General features: G+C 59.0%; 10 protein-coding genes and 1 pseudogene. 6 read left to right on the top strand and 5 right to left on the bottom strand.

The features are described 5' to 3' along the window. Positions 1-52 precede the first annotated feature (52 nt). From H4W29_RS22255 to H4W29_RS22240, 5 genes and pseudogenes are all read left to right on the top strand, one after another. On the top strand, positions 53-7,912 hold the full coding sequence (locus tag H4W29_RS22255; RefSeq protein ID WP_192731041.1) for a two-partner secretion domain-containing protein: 7,860 nt from the start codon (positions 53-55) through the stop codon (positions 7,910-7,912). 45 nt (positions 7,913-7,957) lie between these two features. Then, entirely contained in the window at positions 7,958-8,575 is a 618-nt protein-coding gene (locus tag H4W29_RS22250) for a contact-dependent growth inhibition system immunity protein (RefSeq protein ID WP_192731040.1), read from the top strand. Between the two features lie 83 nt (positions 8,576-8,658). Then, a pseudogene (locus H4W29_RS34810) lies at positions 8,659-8,868 on the top strand (DUF6862 domain-containing protein); the annotation flags it as partial. A 192-nt stretch (positions 8,869-9,060) separates the two neighbouring features. Continuing rightward, positions 9,061-9,612 carry an RNase A-like domain-containing protein gene (locus H4W29_RS22245; protein ID WP_192731039.1) on the top strand — a complete coding sequence of 184 codons (552 nt, stop codon included), beginning with the start codon at positions 9,061-9,063 and terminating at the stop codon, positions 9,610-9,612. Then, entirely contained in the window at positions 9,609-9,938 is a 330-nt protein-coding gene (locus H4W29_RS22240) for a contact-dependent growth inhibition system immunity protein (RefSeq protein WP_192731038.1), read from the top strand. Before H4W29_RS22245 ends, H4W29_RS22240 begins: the two co-directional genes overlap by 4 nt. 109 nt (positions 9,939-10,047) lie before the next feature. On the opposite strand, the gene H4W29_RS22235 is transcribed toward H4W29_RS22240, so the two are convergent. From H4W29_RS22235 to H4W29_RS22215, 5 genes are all read right to left on the bottom strand, one after another. Then, complete coding sequence (locus H4W29_RS22235; protein ID WP_192731037.1) at positions 10,048-11,250, bottom strand: MFS transporter; 1,203 nt, start codon at positions 11,248-11,250, stop codon at positions 10,048-10,050. 253 nt (positions 11,251-11,503) lie between these two features. After that, complete coding sequence (locus tag H4W29_RS22230) at positions 11,504-13,420, bottom strand: beta-N-acetylhexosaminidase (protein ID WP_192731036.1); 1,917 nt, start codon at positions 13,418-13,420, stop codon at positions 11,504-11,506. A 30-nt stretch (positions 13,421-13,450) separates the two neighbouring features. Continuing rightward, complete coding sequence (locus H4W29_RS22225) at positions 13,451-14,227, bottom strand: SDR family oxidoreductase (protein ID WP_192731035.1); 777 nt, start codon at positions 14,225-14,227, stop codon at positions 13,451-13,453. A 19-nt stretch (positions 14,228-14,246) separates the two neighbouring features. After that, on the bottom strand, positions 14,247-15,110 hold the full coding sequence (locus H4W29_RS22220) for a MurR/RpiR family transcriptional regulator (RefSeq protein ID WP_192731034.1): 864 nt from the start codon (positions 15,108-15,110) through the stop codon (positions 14,247-14,249). A gap of 25 nt (positions 15,111-15,135) precedes the next feature. Next, on the bottom strand, positions 15,136-15,522 hold the full coding sequence (locus H4W29_RS22215) for a RidA family protein (RefSeq protein ID WP_037108793.1): 387 nt from the start codon (positions 15,520-15,522) through the stop codon (positions 15,136-15,138). A gap of 111 nt (positions 15,523-15,633) precedes the next feature. On the opposite strand from H4W29_RS22215, the gene H4W29_RS22210 reads away from it, so the two are divergent. Then, positions 15,634-16,119: a hypothetical protein gene (locus H4W29_RS22210; protein WP_192731033.1), complete on the top strand. Its 486-nt coding sequence runs from the start codon at positions 15,634-15,636 to the stop codon at positions 16,117-16,119. Positions 16,120-16,128: the final 9 nt, after the last annotated feature.

Raw genomic sequence — 16,128 nt, 5'->3', positions numbered from 1 at the left:
TTTCCCGTTTGTTGCATTGCAACCGGGTTGGTTTGGCAGAGGTTGTGACAGCATGAGCAAGTTCCGGTTGCTTTCTTCCGTTTGGTGCGGAGTCCCTGTCGGATCCGCAGAGCGCAAAGAGCCGCATGCGTCTTCCGGTCTGGCGCGCAAGGCACTCGCGACCTTTCTCAGCGGCCTTCTCTTGTTTCAACCGGCCTTGCTGCAAGCCCAGCAGGTGACGCCGGATGCGGGAGCACCGGCCGCAAACCGGCCCGACATCGGGGCGGCGCCGAACGGCATTCCGTTGATCGATATCGCGACGCCGAATAGTGCCGGTCTCTCCCACAATAAATACGGCGACTTCAATGTCGGAACGCCCGGTCTGATATTGAACAATTACAATGCCGAGATCGGCACGTCCAAGCTCGGCGGTGTCACGCCGGGCAATTCGAACCTGCGCAACAGCGGCCCGGCTTCGGTCATCCTGAATGAAGTCACCAGCGGCAGGCGAAGCGCACTGGAAGGGCCGGTCGAAGTGTTCGGCGGGCGCGCCGATGTCATCATTGCCAATCCGAACGGCATTACTTGCGACGGCTGCGGCTTCATCAATACGCCACGCGCCACGCTAACGACAGGCAACCCTGATATTGGCGCCGATGGACGGCTGAACGGCTTCACGGTCCGGGATGGGAACGTTACCTTCGGCCCGAAGGGCGCGAACTTCGCGACCGGCGACGGTGCGGTCGACATCTTCGACGTCATATCCCGCACCGTAAAGATCGATGGTCCGGTCTATGGCAAGGACCTGCGCCTGACGGCGGGCCAAAGCAAGTTCGACTACGCCACCGGCGAAGCAACAGCCCTCGACGCGACATCGGGAACACCCGAATATGCAATCGACGGCTCGGCACTCGGCGCCATGCAGGCCGGCCGCATCAAGATGGTCGTCACGGAAAAGGGCGCCGGCGTTCGCATGCGCGCCGATATGGCGGCCAATGTCGGAGAACTGTCTCTGTCATCGGACGGCAAGATCTCGATCGGCAATGCGTCGGGCAACCGAGGCGTCACCATCGCCTCCAAGCGGAGCGTGACGGCGGGACGGCTGACCTCGAAGAAGGCCGTGTCAGTCAAGGCCGGCAAGGACGTCAGCCTAGCGTCGGTTGGGGCCGAAGAGGATATTCTCATCGATGGCGGAACAGGTTTGGTCGACGTCAGCGGCGCGCTTTCCGGCAATGGTGCCCTCAGCGTCCTGGCGGATGGCAACCTTACCCTGAGTGAGGCAGCCACGGCGGGGCCGATGTCGCTGTCGTCAGCGGCTGGAAGCATCGGCATCACCGGTACGGCGCAATCCGACGCGGCCCTGTCGGTGACGGCCGCTTCCGGCGCGATCACAGCTGGCACGTTGCTTTCGCAGGGCGATGTGGCTCTGCTTGCCGGTCTCGACCTTGGCCTCTCGGGCGGCGTCCTTGCCGGCGGCAATCTGCAGGTCTCGACCGGCGGCGATATCCGCTACGGCAGCCTTGAGGCAAACGAGGCCATATTGCTGTCGTCGCTTGCAGGCGTGATCAGCCTGGACAAACGCACGGCCGCTGGCGGCGACATCACGATCAGTGAGCGACATGTCGATCTTTCCGGCAACCGGAGCGGGATTGCGACTTCGGGCACGCTGCATGTCAATACCGGAAGCGCCAATCTCACCGGCAGTCAACTGACGTTCGGCGGTATTGATCTTGTGGCCTCCGGGACGGCCGATCTGACGGGAACGCGGCTCAATACGGTGACTTCCAGCAGTGCCGCCAGCACCCACAGCTCCGGCGATATCGCCATTGCCGCAGGCAGCCTTACCACCACGGCGGCCACCAATCTGTTGGCCGCCCATGACCTGACGCTCTCGCTGACGCAACTGACCAATGCCGGACAGCTTGCCGCGGGCAACGATCTCACCATCAACGTCTCCGGCAACCTGACCAACACCGCCACCGGGCTAATCTATGCCGGCAATGACGCGGCTTTGTTCATCGGCGGCGTGCTTGCCAACGATCAGGGCGCAATTGTCGCCGGTCGTGATCTTGCAATCGCCGGGAGCGCCGGCGGAGCGCGCAACGCTGCCATCGTCAACCGGTCCGGCCTGATCACAGCAGACCGGAACATGACGATCACCACCACAAATCTGCGCAACGAAAAGATCGTCGCTCCCACCGTCACAAGCCAGCTGATCTCCAGTACGACTGTCGCCGCCTATGACAGCCTCAAAGGAAGGCTCTGCCCAACCTGCTCACCAAGCAACGGTATCCAATACAACGGCACAATCTACATCACGGAAGACACCAATCACCACGTTTACCGAGATGTTCTCGAGGACCGCGTTCTCTCTTATGGAAGTCCGACTGCGCTGATCAAGGCCGGCAAGATCCTGTCCATCAATACCGTCGATCTCACCAACGCCTATAGCGCCATTGAGGCCGGCACGGGCATGACGCTCACCGGCACCGGCACGCTGACCAATCTTGGCCTGCAGTTGCAGCGCACAGTTTCGCTGAGATGTGACGCAACAGCAGGCTGTGAGTACTATCCCGCGTTCATCGCGCAGGAGTGGATGGAGCGGCACACCGGTGAAACGGGCGGCAACGGCGATGGCTACCTGGTCACGACGCGAGAGCTCAATCCGTTTGGCACACGCGATCCGTCGAAGGATCTCTTCCCCGGCAGCACGGTGGAGAGTGTGACGGCGATGGGCGGTGTTCCCGCGACGATCAAGTCAGGGGGCGCGATCGGCATCAGTGGCTTTGCCGCCGTCAACAATACCGCCCTTGCCGGAACGATCGCTGACCATGTCGCGGTTGCCGCACCTGCACTCTCCAGCGATCCCACCGCATTGCTGGCCGGCATGACGGCTGGCGGGGCTCTGTTCACGCTTGGCGGCGTTGCAGCCCCGCAGTCCGGCGGCTTTGGCGGCACCATCCCCGGCCAGTCGTTCCTGTTCGAGACCCGCGCGGCCTTCCTCGACGTGTCGAAGTTCTACGGCTCCAGCTATTTCCTTGATCGTATCGGCTACCAGCCGGATCACCAGATCCTGTTCCTTGGCGACGCCTATTTCGAAAACCAATATGTCGAGCAGCAGCTGAGGCAGGTGACCGGCTCCGGCTTTGCCGGCGATGATACGGTCAGCCAGATCAAGCAACTGCTCGACAACGGTGCCGACTATCTCGGAACGCATCAGCATGGGCTTGGCGAGCCGCTGACGGCGGAAGAGATTGCCGGCCTTACCCAATCCGTCGTCGTCTACGAATGGCAGGTGGTGGATGGCAAAAGCGTGCTCGCCCCGGTCCTGCATCTGGCACCCGGCGACAAGGAACGGATTGCCTCGGCCGGCGCTGTCATCGCAGGCAAGGACGTCACCATCGATGCGGGCGTGCTTGCCACCTCCGGGATGGTGGCATCGAACGGCAATCTTGCCGTCTCCGGTTCGTCGATCGCGGCCACCGGCGGCAGTTTCAAGGCGGGCGGCAATGCCAGCCTTACCGCCGACAACGTTTCGATCGTCAACGGCTCGGTCTCTACAGGCGGCAATCTGTCGATCAAGGGGGATGACGGCATTCTCGTCGCCGGCTCGAAAGTGGCCGTCGGCGGCAATCTCGCTCTGAATTCGAACGGCGATATCAACATCTCCGCGACGGGGAAGACAACGACCAGGACGAAGCACGACCGGCGCAGCACGACAACCAAGGTCGAGACGACGGTGACCGGCTCGCAGATCACCGCCGGCGGTTCGATCGCCGCCGAGGCCGGCGGCAACCTCAATGTCATCGGCAGCACGGTTGCAGCCGACGGAACGCTCGGCCTCAAGGCCGCCGGCGACGTGACGATCGCCGAAGCCGTCGAGACCACCACCACCGATTACAGCTACAAGAAGAAGGGTGGCCTCTTCGGCGGCGGCAAGAAGACGACCAGCCATGCCGAGACGCAGACGGCTGTCGGATCGTCGGTCAGCGGCGGGAAGGGGGTCACGATCACCTCCGGCGGCGACACCACCGTCTCGGCATCAACGGTCAGTGCCGGTGACGACATCAACAAGGCGGCCGATCTCTCCATCAACGCCGGCGGCAACGTCGTCATCGCTTCGGGCAAGGATACCGACGAGTTCACCAGTGACAGCTCGTCCCATGGCCTGCTGTCTTCGAGCAAGTCCCACGACCACCGATACGACGAGACTACGGTCGGCTCCGACATCTCGGCGACCGGCAACGTCAAGCTGCAGGCGGGTGGCGAAGCCGTCGTCTCCGGCTCCAGCGTCAGTGCCGGCGGCGATCTTGCCCTCTCCGGCTCGACGGTCACCGTCATGGGGGCGCAGGAAGAGCATGAGACCGACAAGCAGAAGAAGAAGTCCGGCATCGGCGTCGGTTCCGGCGGCGGCTTCATCTCCATCTATGGCAGCCATGATGCGACGACGAGCAACAGCTCGGTCGACAATGTCGGCTCACAACTCTCCGCGGCCAATGGCGACATCAAGCTCAATGCCACCAAGGGCGACCTGAACGTTATCGGTTCCTCGATCTCGGCGACCGATGGGAACGTTTCCGGCACGGCGGCTGGCAATATCAATATCCTACCGGGCCACGAGAGCGATACGAGCTCAAAGGACGACAAGCGTTCCGGCTTCGGCCTGCAGGTTTCGGCAGGCGGCAGTGGCGCGTCGATCGGCATCGGCGCAGGTCGCTTCACCGACAAGACGACACAGAGCGCCGACACCAATGCGGTTTCGACGATCGACGCCGGAGGCAACATCACGCTTTCCGCCGGCAATACTTTCAACGATCAGGCAGGGCAGATAGCGGCCGGCGGAGCCGTCACGATCATTGGCGACAAGGGCGTCAATATTCTCTCGGGTAACGACGTCACGAACTTCGACGAGGTCGCCACCAATCTCTTTGCCGGCGTTACTCTCGGTGTCTCCTCGAGCATGATTAGCGCGGGCCAAAGCGTCCAGAATCTTGCCTCGAAGGTCGGGAATGTCTCTGACGGTTACTCCGCCGCCAATGCCGTCTTTGCCGGCATGCAGGCCTATGATGCGCTGAGCGGCCTGAAGGACGGGTTGGCCGCCGGCAATCTCGCATCGATCTCGCTGACGGCTGGGTTTACCTATTCGAAGACGGAAACAGAGCTTTCCTCCTCGACGCCCGTGCTACCGACGATCAGCGGCAATTCGGTCAGCATCATCGCAACGAATGGCGATTTCACCGGCCGCGGCCTGCAGATAGCGGCCACAGCCGATGACGAGTATGCCGACGATCCAATGAACGGCAACGTGCTGATTTCGGCCAATACCATCGACATGGCCGGAGCCCAGGCGACATCCGAGGCTTCGTCGAGAAGCAAGTCGGCAGGCGCCAGCATTGGTGTATCGGTCGGCGTTGGGCTTGGCGGTGCGACGGGAATTACGCCGACGGGCAGCGTCTCGGCCGGTCAGTCGAAATCGTCTAGTGCGTCGACGACGCAGGTGATGTCGATCGTCAGCGCATCGAACAATATCACCTTCAACTCGAAGGGCGATACGAAGCTCGAAAACACCGTCTTTTCCGCCGATACGATCGACGGCAAGGTCGGCGGTAATCTCGATATTATGTCAACGCCCAGCACAGGCGCGAGCGCCAGTAGCTCGACATCGCTCGGCTTCAGCTTTACCGGCCCGACGATCGGCAGAAGCGATGGCTCACCGCTCCTGACCGGCGAAAATGCCGGCAAGGCGCTCGGTGGCATCACGCTGGGCGGCATCCAGCCGGGCTTCGGCTCAGGCAAGGGTTCGACCAACTGGATCGACACGCCTTCCGGCCTTTATTCCGATGGCGCCACCAATGTCTACGTCGGTGGCAATACCAACCTTGCTGCCGCCGGCATCGTCTCCTCAAGCGGTCAGGTCGATCTCAACACCGGCACGCTGACCTATTCCGACTTCGAGGGATCGAAGGAATATAAAAACGTGGAGGTCGAGGCCAATATTGACCTCTATGGCGGCAAGGATGCCAACGGCAAGTCACAGAACAATTCGAGCGCTCAGGGCAAATACCAGCTCGACGACGTCAGGCAGAGCGTCAAGTCCACCGTCAACGGCGACATCACCATCCGCGACAAGGATCAGCAGGCGGCGCTGGAAAGCAGCGGCGCGACCAAGTCCGCCGATGAGATCAACAAGGATCCGGGCCAGCAATCGGTCATCACCAAGGACAAGCATATCGATCTTGAGCCTTATGTCTCCGTGCAGAGTTTGGAAGGCGTTGTTACCGTAATCGAAAAGGCTGCCACCTATATCGACCGTCTCGTTGAAAACGGTTCTTTGGACAAGAGCAGCGCTACTGAAGCCAAAGCGATTATCGCGCGGCTCATGGAAGTTGATCCGGACACTCTGAAAGTTTGCACAGGAGGAGATCAGGGTAGCATCTGGGATTGGATTGTCACGCCGGCCTATGCTGGATCGGGCTGCGTCATCCGCTTCAAAGGGCAGTTCGGAAGCACGAACCTCACTGAGGCTGAATACAATGCGATCCGCGATTCCATCGTTCATGCTGCGGAAGGCGAGATCAAGCACAGTCTCTCGATAATCCAGTCATTGGATGCGCTTGTCGCCAACGGGGGGTCTTTGTCCTCGACGCAGGCGCAGGTGCTCGCTCGGGCACAGAGCAATCTGCAGCAGCAGATGGCGCAATATGTTCTTTGCAGCGACAGCATCGACGACCTCCGCAATTCGGGCATCGTTCCCAACACTGCCGAATTCAACGCTTATTTCAAAACAGCAGAAGCCTATCGCGTCGGCGGCGATGCTCTGGGCGATCAAATTCTGGCACTTCAGAAATCTACGCAGGACCAGCTGGCCGCACTGCGCAAATCCAATCCGTCCCAGTACCAAGGGCTGATGTATCTTGCTTATGGCGGGAGCTCATCGACACTGGATGCGGCGTTCCTCCTAAAAGGCTTGTCACAGCAAACGGGCATGTCGCCCCAACAGCATGCCCAGATCATTCAACAGGCGGCAGCAAGCTTCGCGCAAGTGCTGTTCTCATCGGACATAACAGCTATCAATGGCGTCGGAGGCGGGAATCTGGGCAGCATTCGGGCGGCAATGGCGCTTGCCACTCAGAACCTGAGTGTGCAGGACCGTGTGACGCTGCTTACAACGCTAAACACCTATGCCAACCTACATGCCGACGCCATCGGCGATTCAGTCGGCCGTGCTCGTATAGGGACGGCATTTCTAATTGCGGCAGGTTCCTTGGTTGCGGCGACGCCGGAAATTGCCGCTTGCTTTGCCAATACGCTTTGTCGGATTGAAGCAGTAAACGCCATACTCGACACAGGCTTTGGTGAAGCTATCGGCGGGTCTAGTTTTTCTGTCACCGTAGCCTCGGCCGGCGGCGCAGTGATAGTGCGTGAAGGCGATCAAATCGTCAGCATTATCGATGATGTGACCCACACGGTGCTTCGCCAAGGCGACGCAGGTTTTGTCGATGCGGTTAAAGCCGCCACCAGGACGGCGGATGGGATTGTCGATGTAACAGGTCATTCCCTTATTGCGTTCGAAAATTTCGGCGGCCATACCATTGCCCAGCATATAGGCAAGACAGATGCTGATCTCTTAGCGAGACTAGCGAGCAATCCGAATTTGAAAAACGCTTCGAGCTTTCCAGATATCGAGACCGCAAGTGCTGCCATCGCAAATACAGTTGCTGATGCTGCAAATCAGGCAAAAATTTCCTCGTGGATGGCTGGGGGCGGTCAAGGCACGTTGGAAATCAGTTCTCCTTCTTCCTCAATCGTCGGCGCTGTCGTGCAACGAGGGGCAACTCAGTCAGTTTCAACCGACGTCACAACAGTCGTTCTCACGAAGGATCCCTTGAGCAAGAAAGGGTACACTATTTTAACGTCATTTCCGGATTTGTAGCACGGTTCTTCGGAAGCTATATGTGCAATGAGTGGAGCTCTTGGCATGACCGATAAAGATAGAAATCATCCCGCAAGGCAGTTCTTCGGAGCGTATTTTCATCAAGATTGGTCGTTGATTTATGATAGCTATCAAGCGGCTATTGATGACTTTGTACGAGAAGCGTCACCTCAACAGCTCAATACGGTGCTGGATCTAATCGAGCCCTACTTGCAGCGCGGCAACTGTGAAGATTTTGAAATAAGCAAATATGGAGGCAACTATCGCCCCGAAGGTGATGGCTTGTCCAAACGCGAATTCTTGACCGCAATCAGGCGATCGATTCATCGAAAAATGGGTATAATCGACGTAGATAAAAATCATCCGGCAATGCAGTTCTTTGGGGGCTATTTCCATCAAGATTGGAAATTGGTGTATGAAAGCTATCTGGATGTAATCGAGGACTTTGTAAGACAGGCTTCACTCGAACAGCTCGATGCGGTGCTCGATGTGATAAGTCCGTATCTGGCAAGCGACAGTTGCGAGCACTTTGATATAGGCCTGTTCGGGGGGAACTATCATCCCGAAGAGGACGGAATATCCAAACTCGATTTTCTGAGTGCGATTAAGCAATCGATAGAGCAGAAGAGAAGAATAGCTCCTCAAGAACCTGATACGGAATAGCGTGCGCCATTCATCAACGTGCGATTGTTGTTCCATAATCCGGCAGGTGAACGCGGTAGCGTCCTTATTATTAATCGAACAACATCAACTTCAACTATCTCAATCATGCCGACAACGATAAGCTGAACGAGGCCAAGGCCGCGTGTGCTAAGGGAGACCAGGCGGCGTGCTCGGAAAAGGCACGGCTGGAGGCAAAGGACCACCAGCAACAGAAGGACTATGTCGATTGCCGCAACAACGGGTACTCGGGTTCCGGCTGCACAGCCGTCCTCGCCAACGTCGTTGCCGCGCTGTCAAGTTACGCAGGAGCCGCTTCCTATTGGTCTTCCACAAGCGACCAGGCCGCCAGCCTGGCGCGTCTGGACAGGTCTGGCGGCCTCGACCAAATCCTGAAGATCCTCGCACCGGACGGGTTCAGCAAGCTCAGCCATGACGACCAGCTTCAGCTAAGCAATACGATTGCATTCCTGCTCAGCGACCCGCTGATGATTCTCGGGCTGCCGGAGGTCATTCAAAAGGCCAACGACGGCGATCCTGCGGCTATGGTGCAGGTGATCACCTTGGCAACCCGACTGAAGCTGTTCGGGGCGGGCGCAGAAAAGGCCATAGAGGAGACCGCTGGTACAGCGACATCACCAGTCGCAAATAGTCCAATCGTTCCCGGCGGGGGGCTTCAAGCTCACGAAGCAGCGGGTGGACACCTCATAAGCCGACATGTTGGGAAATTGGATGCGGACCTTAGTGCGCGCCTTAGCTCCCAGCCCAATGTCACAGCTGCATCTTCTTTCCCTGATTGTGCAACCGCAGAACGTGCTGTTTCATCGGCCCTCGACGCGAATACTCCTAACATTTCGCAATTCTTGAGTGGATCGAACAATCGGCTTATCATCAATCACAACGTGGGTAGCCCAGTTGGCAATGTGCTGACGCGTGGTTCGGCGACCTCAGTGCCGTCATCAAACGTGCGTGTTGTTATTCAGCGCGATCCTACAATGCCAACGGGATATAAAATCATTACCGGATTCCCAGTTCCATGACAGAACGATTTGATAAATTAGAACAACTACTGGGCGGATATTTCCATCAGGATTGGGACACCGAGGGAGCCAACGATGCGGAGGTGATCGCGGCTTTCCGTCGAACAGAACCTGTCAATCAGATTGAAGCCACGATAGCTGAGATTGACCACCTATTGCAGCTATTCACAGGGGACCCATTGAAAATTGAAGAGCTTTTGGGGGCTTTGGGGTGTGAGTACTATTACCAAGCATATGGATTAAACGGCCAAGAATGGTTGCAACGAGTCCGTTCCCTGCTCTTATCCCCTGAACCTCAGCCTCGCCTATCAAGTCGACCACGGTAAGATTACCCGAGATAGTATTGCAGCCTCTTTCAAAGGTGAGGTTGGCGCGGTTGACTCGTATTCGGTCCAAAAGACGTCCCCCATCGGGGCGCGCGCGGGAACTCCAGCCTCAGAACGAACGCCGACGCCCGTCGAGAAATAGCAGCCAAGCGATCCCGAGAAGACCAGACAGCGCACTGACCACCGCAGTGCCGGAATAGCTGGTGATGGCTGTGCCGGCGGCAAAGAGAAGAGCGCTCAGTCCGGCACTGAGGAAAATGTTGACGGAAATCAGTGCGCTGCCGAGACCGGGCCGCTCGGCGATCAGATCCTGCAGATAGGTGATTGGAATGGAGATCAGTGACGCCGCGCCGATGCCACTGATCAGGGTGAGGGCATAGACATGCCAGGGCTCACGGGCAAAAGCCAGTAGCAGCAGGTAGACGGCATAGATCAATGCCCCGGCTGCAAGGGCTGCGAGTTGGCTGATGCGGCGCAGCAGGCGCGACCAGACGATGATGAAGATCACCTCGAGGAGAGCGACGATCCCGACCAGAATACCGATATCGGCGACAGTGCCGTGGGCGGCGCCAGTTACGACCAAGGGGAAAATGGCGTCGTTCACATGCAATGTACTGCTGATCAGCGCGATGGCCGTGATCCGACTGAAGATTTTCGGAGAAATCACCTGGCCGAGCGCGGCGAGATAGGAGAGATGGTGGGTGGCGGCACGATCCGTGCCGCTCTGTCGGGGCAATAGGAAGCCGACGAGTCCCACGCAGACCAGGCAGGAAATGGCGGCGAAGAGATAGGCTGGCAACATGCTCGAAGAGGAGGAGAGCAGAACCCCCGTGAATCCGGGAACCAGGACCCAGGAAAGCGAAATCATCGCCCGCACGCCGGAATTGACGGTTGCCACGTCAGCCGGCGCCATTTCATGGGCTGCGGCCCGGACTTTGGCAAAGAGCAACGAGTTCAGGCAACCGTAGACCGGCAGCAGTAGAAGTGCGCTAAGGACAAATATGTTCTGCGTCGGGAAGAAGAAGACTGCTCCATAACCGACAACGCCGAAAGTCGCCGCAACAAGCATCATCGAACGATATTCACCGAGCCGGTCGGCAAGATTACCGAGCAGAATGCTGACAATCACGTTGACCGCCGCCGCAGTGAAGATCAGCGCAGCATAGAGTTCATTCGACAGGCCGAGCTCGCGGATGCCGACCACGGACCGATAGGGGGCCGTCGTCGCTCCGGCAAATCCGAACGTGAAGATGGCGACCATGCTCACCCGGATTGCAGGATTACGGAAAACGTCTGGAATCAAGCGGTTCATTATTGTCGCCAGCTGGCTTTGGGGCGTCCTTGTGCGGGCGCGGAAACCGCGTCCGCACAAGGATCGTCATGATCAATCTCGGTCGCGCCTGAGGGTGGGAAGGCACGCATGCGGCGTGTAGCCGAAATCCTGATTCAAGGGAAAGACAAAGCGGGCGGCCTGACGCTCATCCGATATTCGATGCCTCGACCGACCAAATCCTTGGTTAGGGCTGGCCACTATCCCCCCGATGTCAATTTTCATCGTTGCGAGCTCAAAGCTTCGGGCTAAGCGTCACGATCGCTGCGAAACGGTCCCAATCCTTCGATGCTTTCGGGGTCCAGGCAGCCTCTGCGATTGCCGGAAGACGCGGGAAGACGAGGCGGTTGAAATAGCCGCGCGACAGGAAGTGCTCTGACCAGATGCAGGCCTGTACGCCTTTCAGTTTATGCTTCAATTCCTCCGGGAATTCGCCGGCGGCTTCATAGGCATAGCTATGGGCCGGCGGTACCGTACCGGCCCAGCTCGCGCCCGGCTCCTGGAAGGCTTCGGCCTGGACCATGTCGAGATAGTAAGCCTGGCCCGGAGTCATGACGACGTCATAGCCCTGTTCGGCAAGCTCGATGCCGACCTGCGGATTTTCCCAGGCCATCAAGAGGCTGTCCTTCGCCGCGACCCCGCCGCCATGGGCGACCTCGTTCCAACCGGCGAGCTTGCGGCCGCGCTTGTCGAGCATCGTCTTGACCTGCTTCAGGAAGTAGGATTGCAGCCCGAACGTGCCGGAAATGCCTTCTTCGGCCATCAGCTTCCTGGCAAGGGGCGAGGCGAGCCAGGAACCGTTCGCCACTTCATCGCCGCCGATATGGATGTAGGATGAGGGGAACAGTTCGACCATTTCGTCGAAGACCTTTTCCAGGAATTCGTAGGTCAGCGGCACGGCCGGGTTCAGAGCGTTGTTCGGATAGCCCTGGACTGAATGGTAGCTCTCCGGTGCCTCCTGGCCATCAGTCAGTTCGGGCAGAGCAACCAAAGTCGCCGCGTTATGGCCAGGGATGTCGATCTCCGGCACGACTTCGACATGAAGGGAACTCGCATGTGCAACGATGTCTCTGACATCGTCCTGCGAATAGAAGCCGTCGACCGGCTCGGCTCCATTGCCGAGTTGCGGCAGCAGCGGCTCGTCCGGGCCTCGCAACACGCCCGTTGTCGTCAGCTGTGGATAGGCCTTGATCTCCAGACGCCAGGCCTCGTCATCAGTCAGATGCCAATGGAAGATGTTGAACTTGAACCAGGCAAGGATATCGATCAGCCGCTTGACGTCGTCAACCGGATAAAACTGCCTGGAAACGTCGAGATGGCAGCCGCGCCAGCTGTAGCGGGGGTGATCGGAAATCGTTCCGGAAACCGGGAAGCGGAATTTGCCCTGGCTGACGCGCGCCCCGTTCAGCATCTGCGCGAGCGAGGTCAATCCGTACTGGCGCCCGGCGGAGCTAGAATAGGAAAGTGTCACGCGATCGGCCGAAAACGTCAGCCGGTAGGCTTCAGCGTCGAGCGAAGCGTCCTTGTTGAAGGTGAGAGCGCGGCCTTGCGGCGAGGTGACCAGATTGAAAACCGAATGATCGCTTTCGAAAAGGCGGCGCGTCAGGGAAATGCATGTTGATATCGCCGACAATTCGTCTGCGCTGGCGCCTTCCGGATAAAGGATGACCGGAAAGCTATCGCCTGGCTTCGCATCGATTTCGGCAGGCCACGGCTGCAACGCAAAGGGCAGGTCGAGCCGGCCTTCAGGCAGGAGCACAGGCGGAGGCTCGCTCACTCGGCCTTCGAGAAGCAGATCGGAAACGGCGACCGGTACATGCTTTCCGGATGACAGCGTCAGATAGGCGGACTTGGCGCCGTCAGTGCAATGGCGCGCAGGGCGGTGCAAGCCGGCGACCGTGAAGGTCCAGCTTTCACCGGCGGCGAGCGTCAGCCCGGCCGGCGGCTCGAATTCATGAAAATTGGCGTTGCGTCTCAGAAACGTGGCGTTGGCGCATGCCGTAGCATCGATAACCCGGGTGAGGGACGTGTAGACAAGCTTGAAACCGGAAAGCGCCGCGCCGGAGAGATTGAAAAGCGTGAAGGTGAACGCACCATGCGGCCCGCCACCGGGGTTCCAGCTGCTTTCCAGGCGATAGTCGGCCGGCTTCATATCTCGTTCCTCTTGTTGTCTATTTCGATTTCAATAGTGCTCGGACTGGGAAAACGTACGGGCAAGCTCGGCCTGTCCGGCTGTCAGGCCGCAATCGACGGGCAGACAGACGCCGGTGATCGCCGCAGCCTGCGGCCCAGCCAGGAAGGCGACGGCATTGGCGACGTCCTTCGGATCGACGACACGCTGCAGCGGATACCAGCGGCGGGCATCCTCGAAGACATTGGGATTGGCGGCGGCACGGACTTCCCATGCCTGTGTCTTTACCGTTCCGGGAGCGACGGCGTTCGCGCGGATGCCGAATTTTCCGTATTCGACGGCGACCAGCCGGGTGAAATGCAGAAGTCCGGCTTTGGCGGCGCTGTAAGCAGGATGGCCGAACACGTTCATGCCGTTGACCGAGGCAATGTTGACCATGGAACCGCGCGATGCTTTCAGCTGGTCTTCAACGGCCCGAAAGCAGAGAAAGGCCGCTTCGAGATTGAGAGTGTTGTCGGCACGCCAGATCTCCGGCGTCGTATCATGCAGGCTGACAGCGCGGGCAGCACCCGCATTGTTGACAAGGGTGCGCAGGTTGCCGAGCTGGGCTGCGCGCCTGGCAAGAGCCGCAACGCTTGTCTCGCTGGTCACGTCGCATTCGACGGGAACGAAACGATCGGACGGTCCAAGTTTGCCGGCAACGGAAGCTGCAGCGTCGGGATTGATGTCCGCGAGCAGAATGACGTCATGATCGGCGGCGAGTCGATCGGCGATCGCCGCGCCGATATCGCCTGCTGCTCCCGTGACCATGGCCACTGATTGCGTCATTCTCGCTCCCTCCTGTTGATCAGTCCCCGAGCAGCTGCTTGTCGTCGCCATCGCGGTGTGTGACCAGCTGCTGCTTGATGCGTCTCAGCGTCGTCGTCGCCTTCGGTTGGATGGCATAGGCGACGAGGCTCGCCAGGATATCGACCGTTGCGATATAGGCGATACGCGTCGATGTCGGGCGGAAGATGTTGGTCCCTTCCGGAAGATCGATCGGCACGACGATCTCGGCGGCCCTTGCGACCGGGCTATCGGTTTGCGTCAGTGCAATGGTCCTGACCTTGCCCTCGCGTGCCAGCGCAAAAGCCCGTACCAGCTCGGCATTGCGCCCGGAAAAGGACGACCCGATGATCACATCGCCGGCCTTCGCTGCCGCCGCCATCATCAGCTGCATACTGTGGTCGGAACTGGAGGTGATCCTGAGGCCAAGCCGAAAGAGCCGATTCTGCAGCTCGTCGGCAATCATCGAGGAGTTGCCGCCCGATCCGAAGGCATAGACCATCTCCGCCTTGGCGATTTGCGCGACCGCAGCTTCGATCGCGTTGAGGTCCAAAGAGCGATGCAACAGGAAAAGGGCGTTCTGCGCCTTAGTAATGATATCCTGAGCGACATCGGCCGGATCGCTGCTCTTCGACTCCGGCTTCAGATAACGCACGCCGACATGGGCGGTGCGGGCAAGCTGCACCTTGAAATCGGAAAAGCTGTCGCAGCCGAGGCGGCGGCAGAAACGCGTCACCGTCGGTGGCGAGACTTCCGCGCGTTCGGCAAGCTCGATGATCGAGGCATTCACCGCGAATTCGAAATCATTGACGATGATGTCGGCGATGCGGCCCTCGGAGGCGGAGAGCCGGCTCTTGTCTTCCTGCAATGTGGAAAAGATATCCAAGCCCGTCCTCCCGCCGATCCGTCAGTCAACTCTTCTTCTTGTAGGCAACGCAATCGATCTCGACCTTGCAATCCACCATCATGGACGATTGGACGCAGGCGCGGGCCGGCGGATGTGCGCCGAAATAATCCTGATAGATCTTGTTGAAGGTCCAGAAGTCGCGCGGATCGTCCAGCCAGACGCCGACGCGCACAACATCCTCCACGCCGTATCCGGCTTCATCGAGAATGGCGAGCACGTTGGCGATCGTCTTGTGCGTCTGGGCAACGATATTGCCGTCGATGATCTCGCCGTTTTCCATCGCCACCTGGCCGGAAACATAGAGCCAGCCATCGGCTTCGACCGCGCGCGCAAAAGGCAGCGGCTTGCCGCCAGCGCCGGTCTGAACAGTGCCATATCGCTTGATGGACATGCTGGGATCCCTGCAAATTATTTTCTTGATAAGTTGACAAGGGACCATAGAAAGCAGATTTTGACCAGTGAAAAACGCCATTTATGAAAAGAATTTAAATCGGGGGCGAACATGCGTGATCCTTTCAAGAATCCTTTCCCGTCCTCCGACGCCGCACGGCACGCCATTTGGGAGATGCTCGTGCCCCGCGACATCGATGCCTTTCTGGCTGCCGACTGGTCGATGGTCCAAGATGATTTCGTCGAGGAAGGCTTCATCGGTATCGATGGCCGCAAAGAGGTCAGTCCTGACAAATGGCGCCTGGCATTCCCCGCACTCAGTGCCTATCGCGATGAGTGGCTGAGGCAGGCAAAGGATTTTGCGACCCAGAGCTTTGCCGAGGACACCCGCACGGCGATCTTTACCACCACGACGCTCGAGGACATCGAGATCGAGGGCGACATGGCGCTTGTCCGCAAGAAGTTCGACGGGGGCCTGACGAAGAGTGATGGCACTCGCGATATCATGCAGTGGCAGACGCTCTATTATTGCAGGCTCCACGAGGGACGGTGGAAGATCTGCGGATTTATCGGCTACCTGCCGAACCCGATGGGTTGAAGCAGGGCT

The sequence above is a fragment of the Rhizobium viscosum genome, assembly GCF_014873945.1.
Lineage (GTDB): Bacteria > Pseudomonadota > Alphaproteobacteria > Rhizobiales > Rhizobiaceae > Rhizobium > Rhizobium viscosum.
Note: the sequence above shows the minus strand (reverse complement) of the source record. Positions and strands in the feature narration are given on the sequence as shown.

Bases quoted from the DNA above. Each gene is read 5' to 3' on its own strand.
- H4W29_RS22230 (WP_192731036.1), bottom strand. From the start codon at position 13,420: ATGAAGCCGGCCGACTATCGCCTGGAAAGCAGCTGGAACCCCGGTGGC.
- H4W29_RS22250 (WP_192731040.1), top strand. From the start codon at position 7,958: ATGACCGATAAAGATAGAAATCATCCCGCAAGGCAGTTCTTCGGAGCG.
- H4W29_RS22240 (WP_192731038.1), top strand. From the start codon at position 9,609: ATGACAGAACGATTTGATAAATTAGAACAACTACTGGGCGGATATTTC.
- H4W29_RS22245 (WP_192731039.1), top strand. From the start codon at position 9,061: ATGATTCTCGGGCTGCCGGAGGTCATTCAAAAGGCCAACGACGGCGAT.
- H4W29_RS22235 (WP_192731037.1), bottom strand. From the start codon at position 11,250: ATGAACCGCTTGATTCCAGACGTTTTCCGTAATCCTGCAATCCGGGTG.
- H4W29_RS22215 (WP_037108793.1), bottom strand. From the start codon at position 15,522: ATGTCCATCAAGCGATATGGCACTGTTCAGACCGGCGCTGGCGGCAAG.
- H4W29_RS22255 (WP_192731041.1), top strand. From the start codon at position 53: ATGAGCAAGTTCCGGTTGCTTTCTTCCGTTTGGTGCGGAGTCCCTGTC.
- H4W29_RS22225 (WP_192731035.1), bottom strand. From the start codon at position 14,227: ATGACGCAATCAGTGGCCATGGTCACGGGAGCAGCAGGCGATATCGGC.
- H4W29_RS22210 (WP_192731033.1), top strand. From the start codon at position 15,634: ATGCGTGATCCTTTCAAGAATCCTTTCCCGTCCTCCGACGCCGCACGG.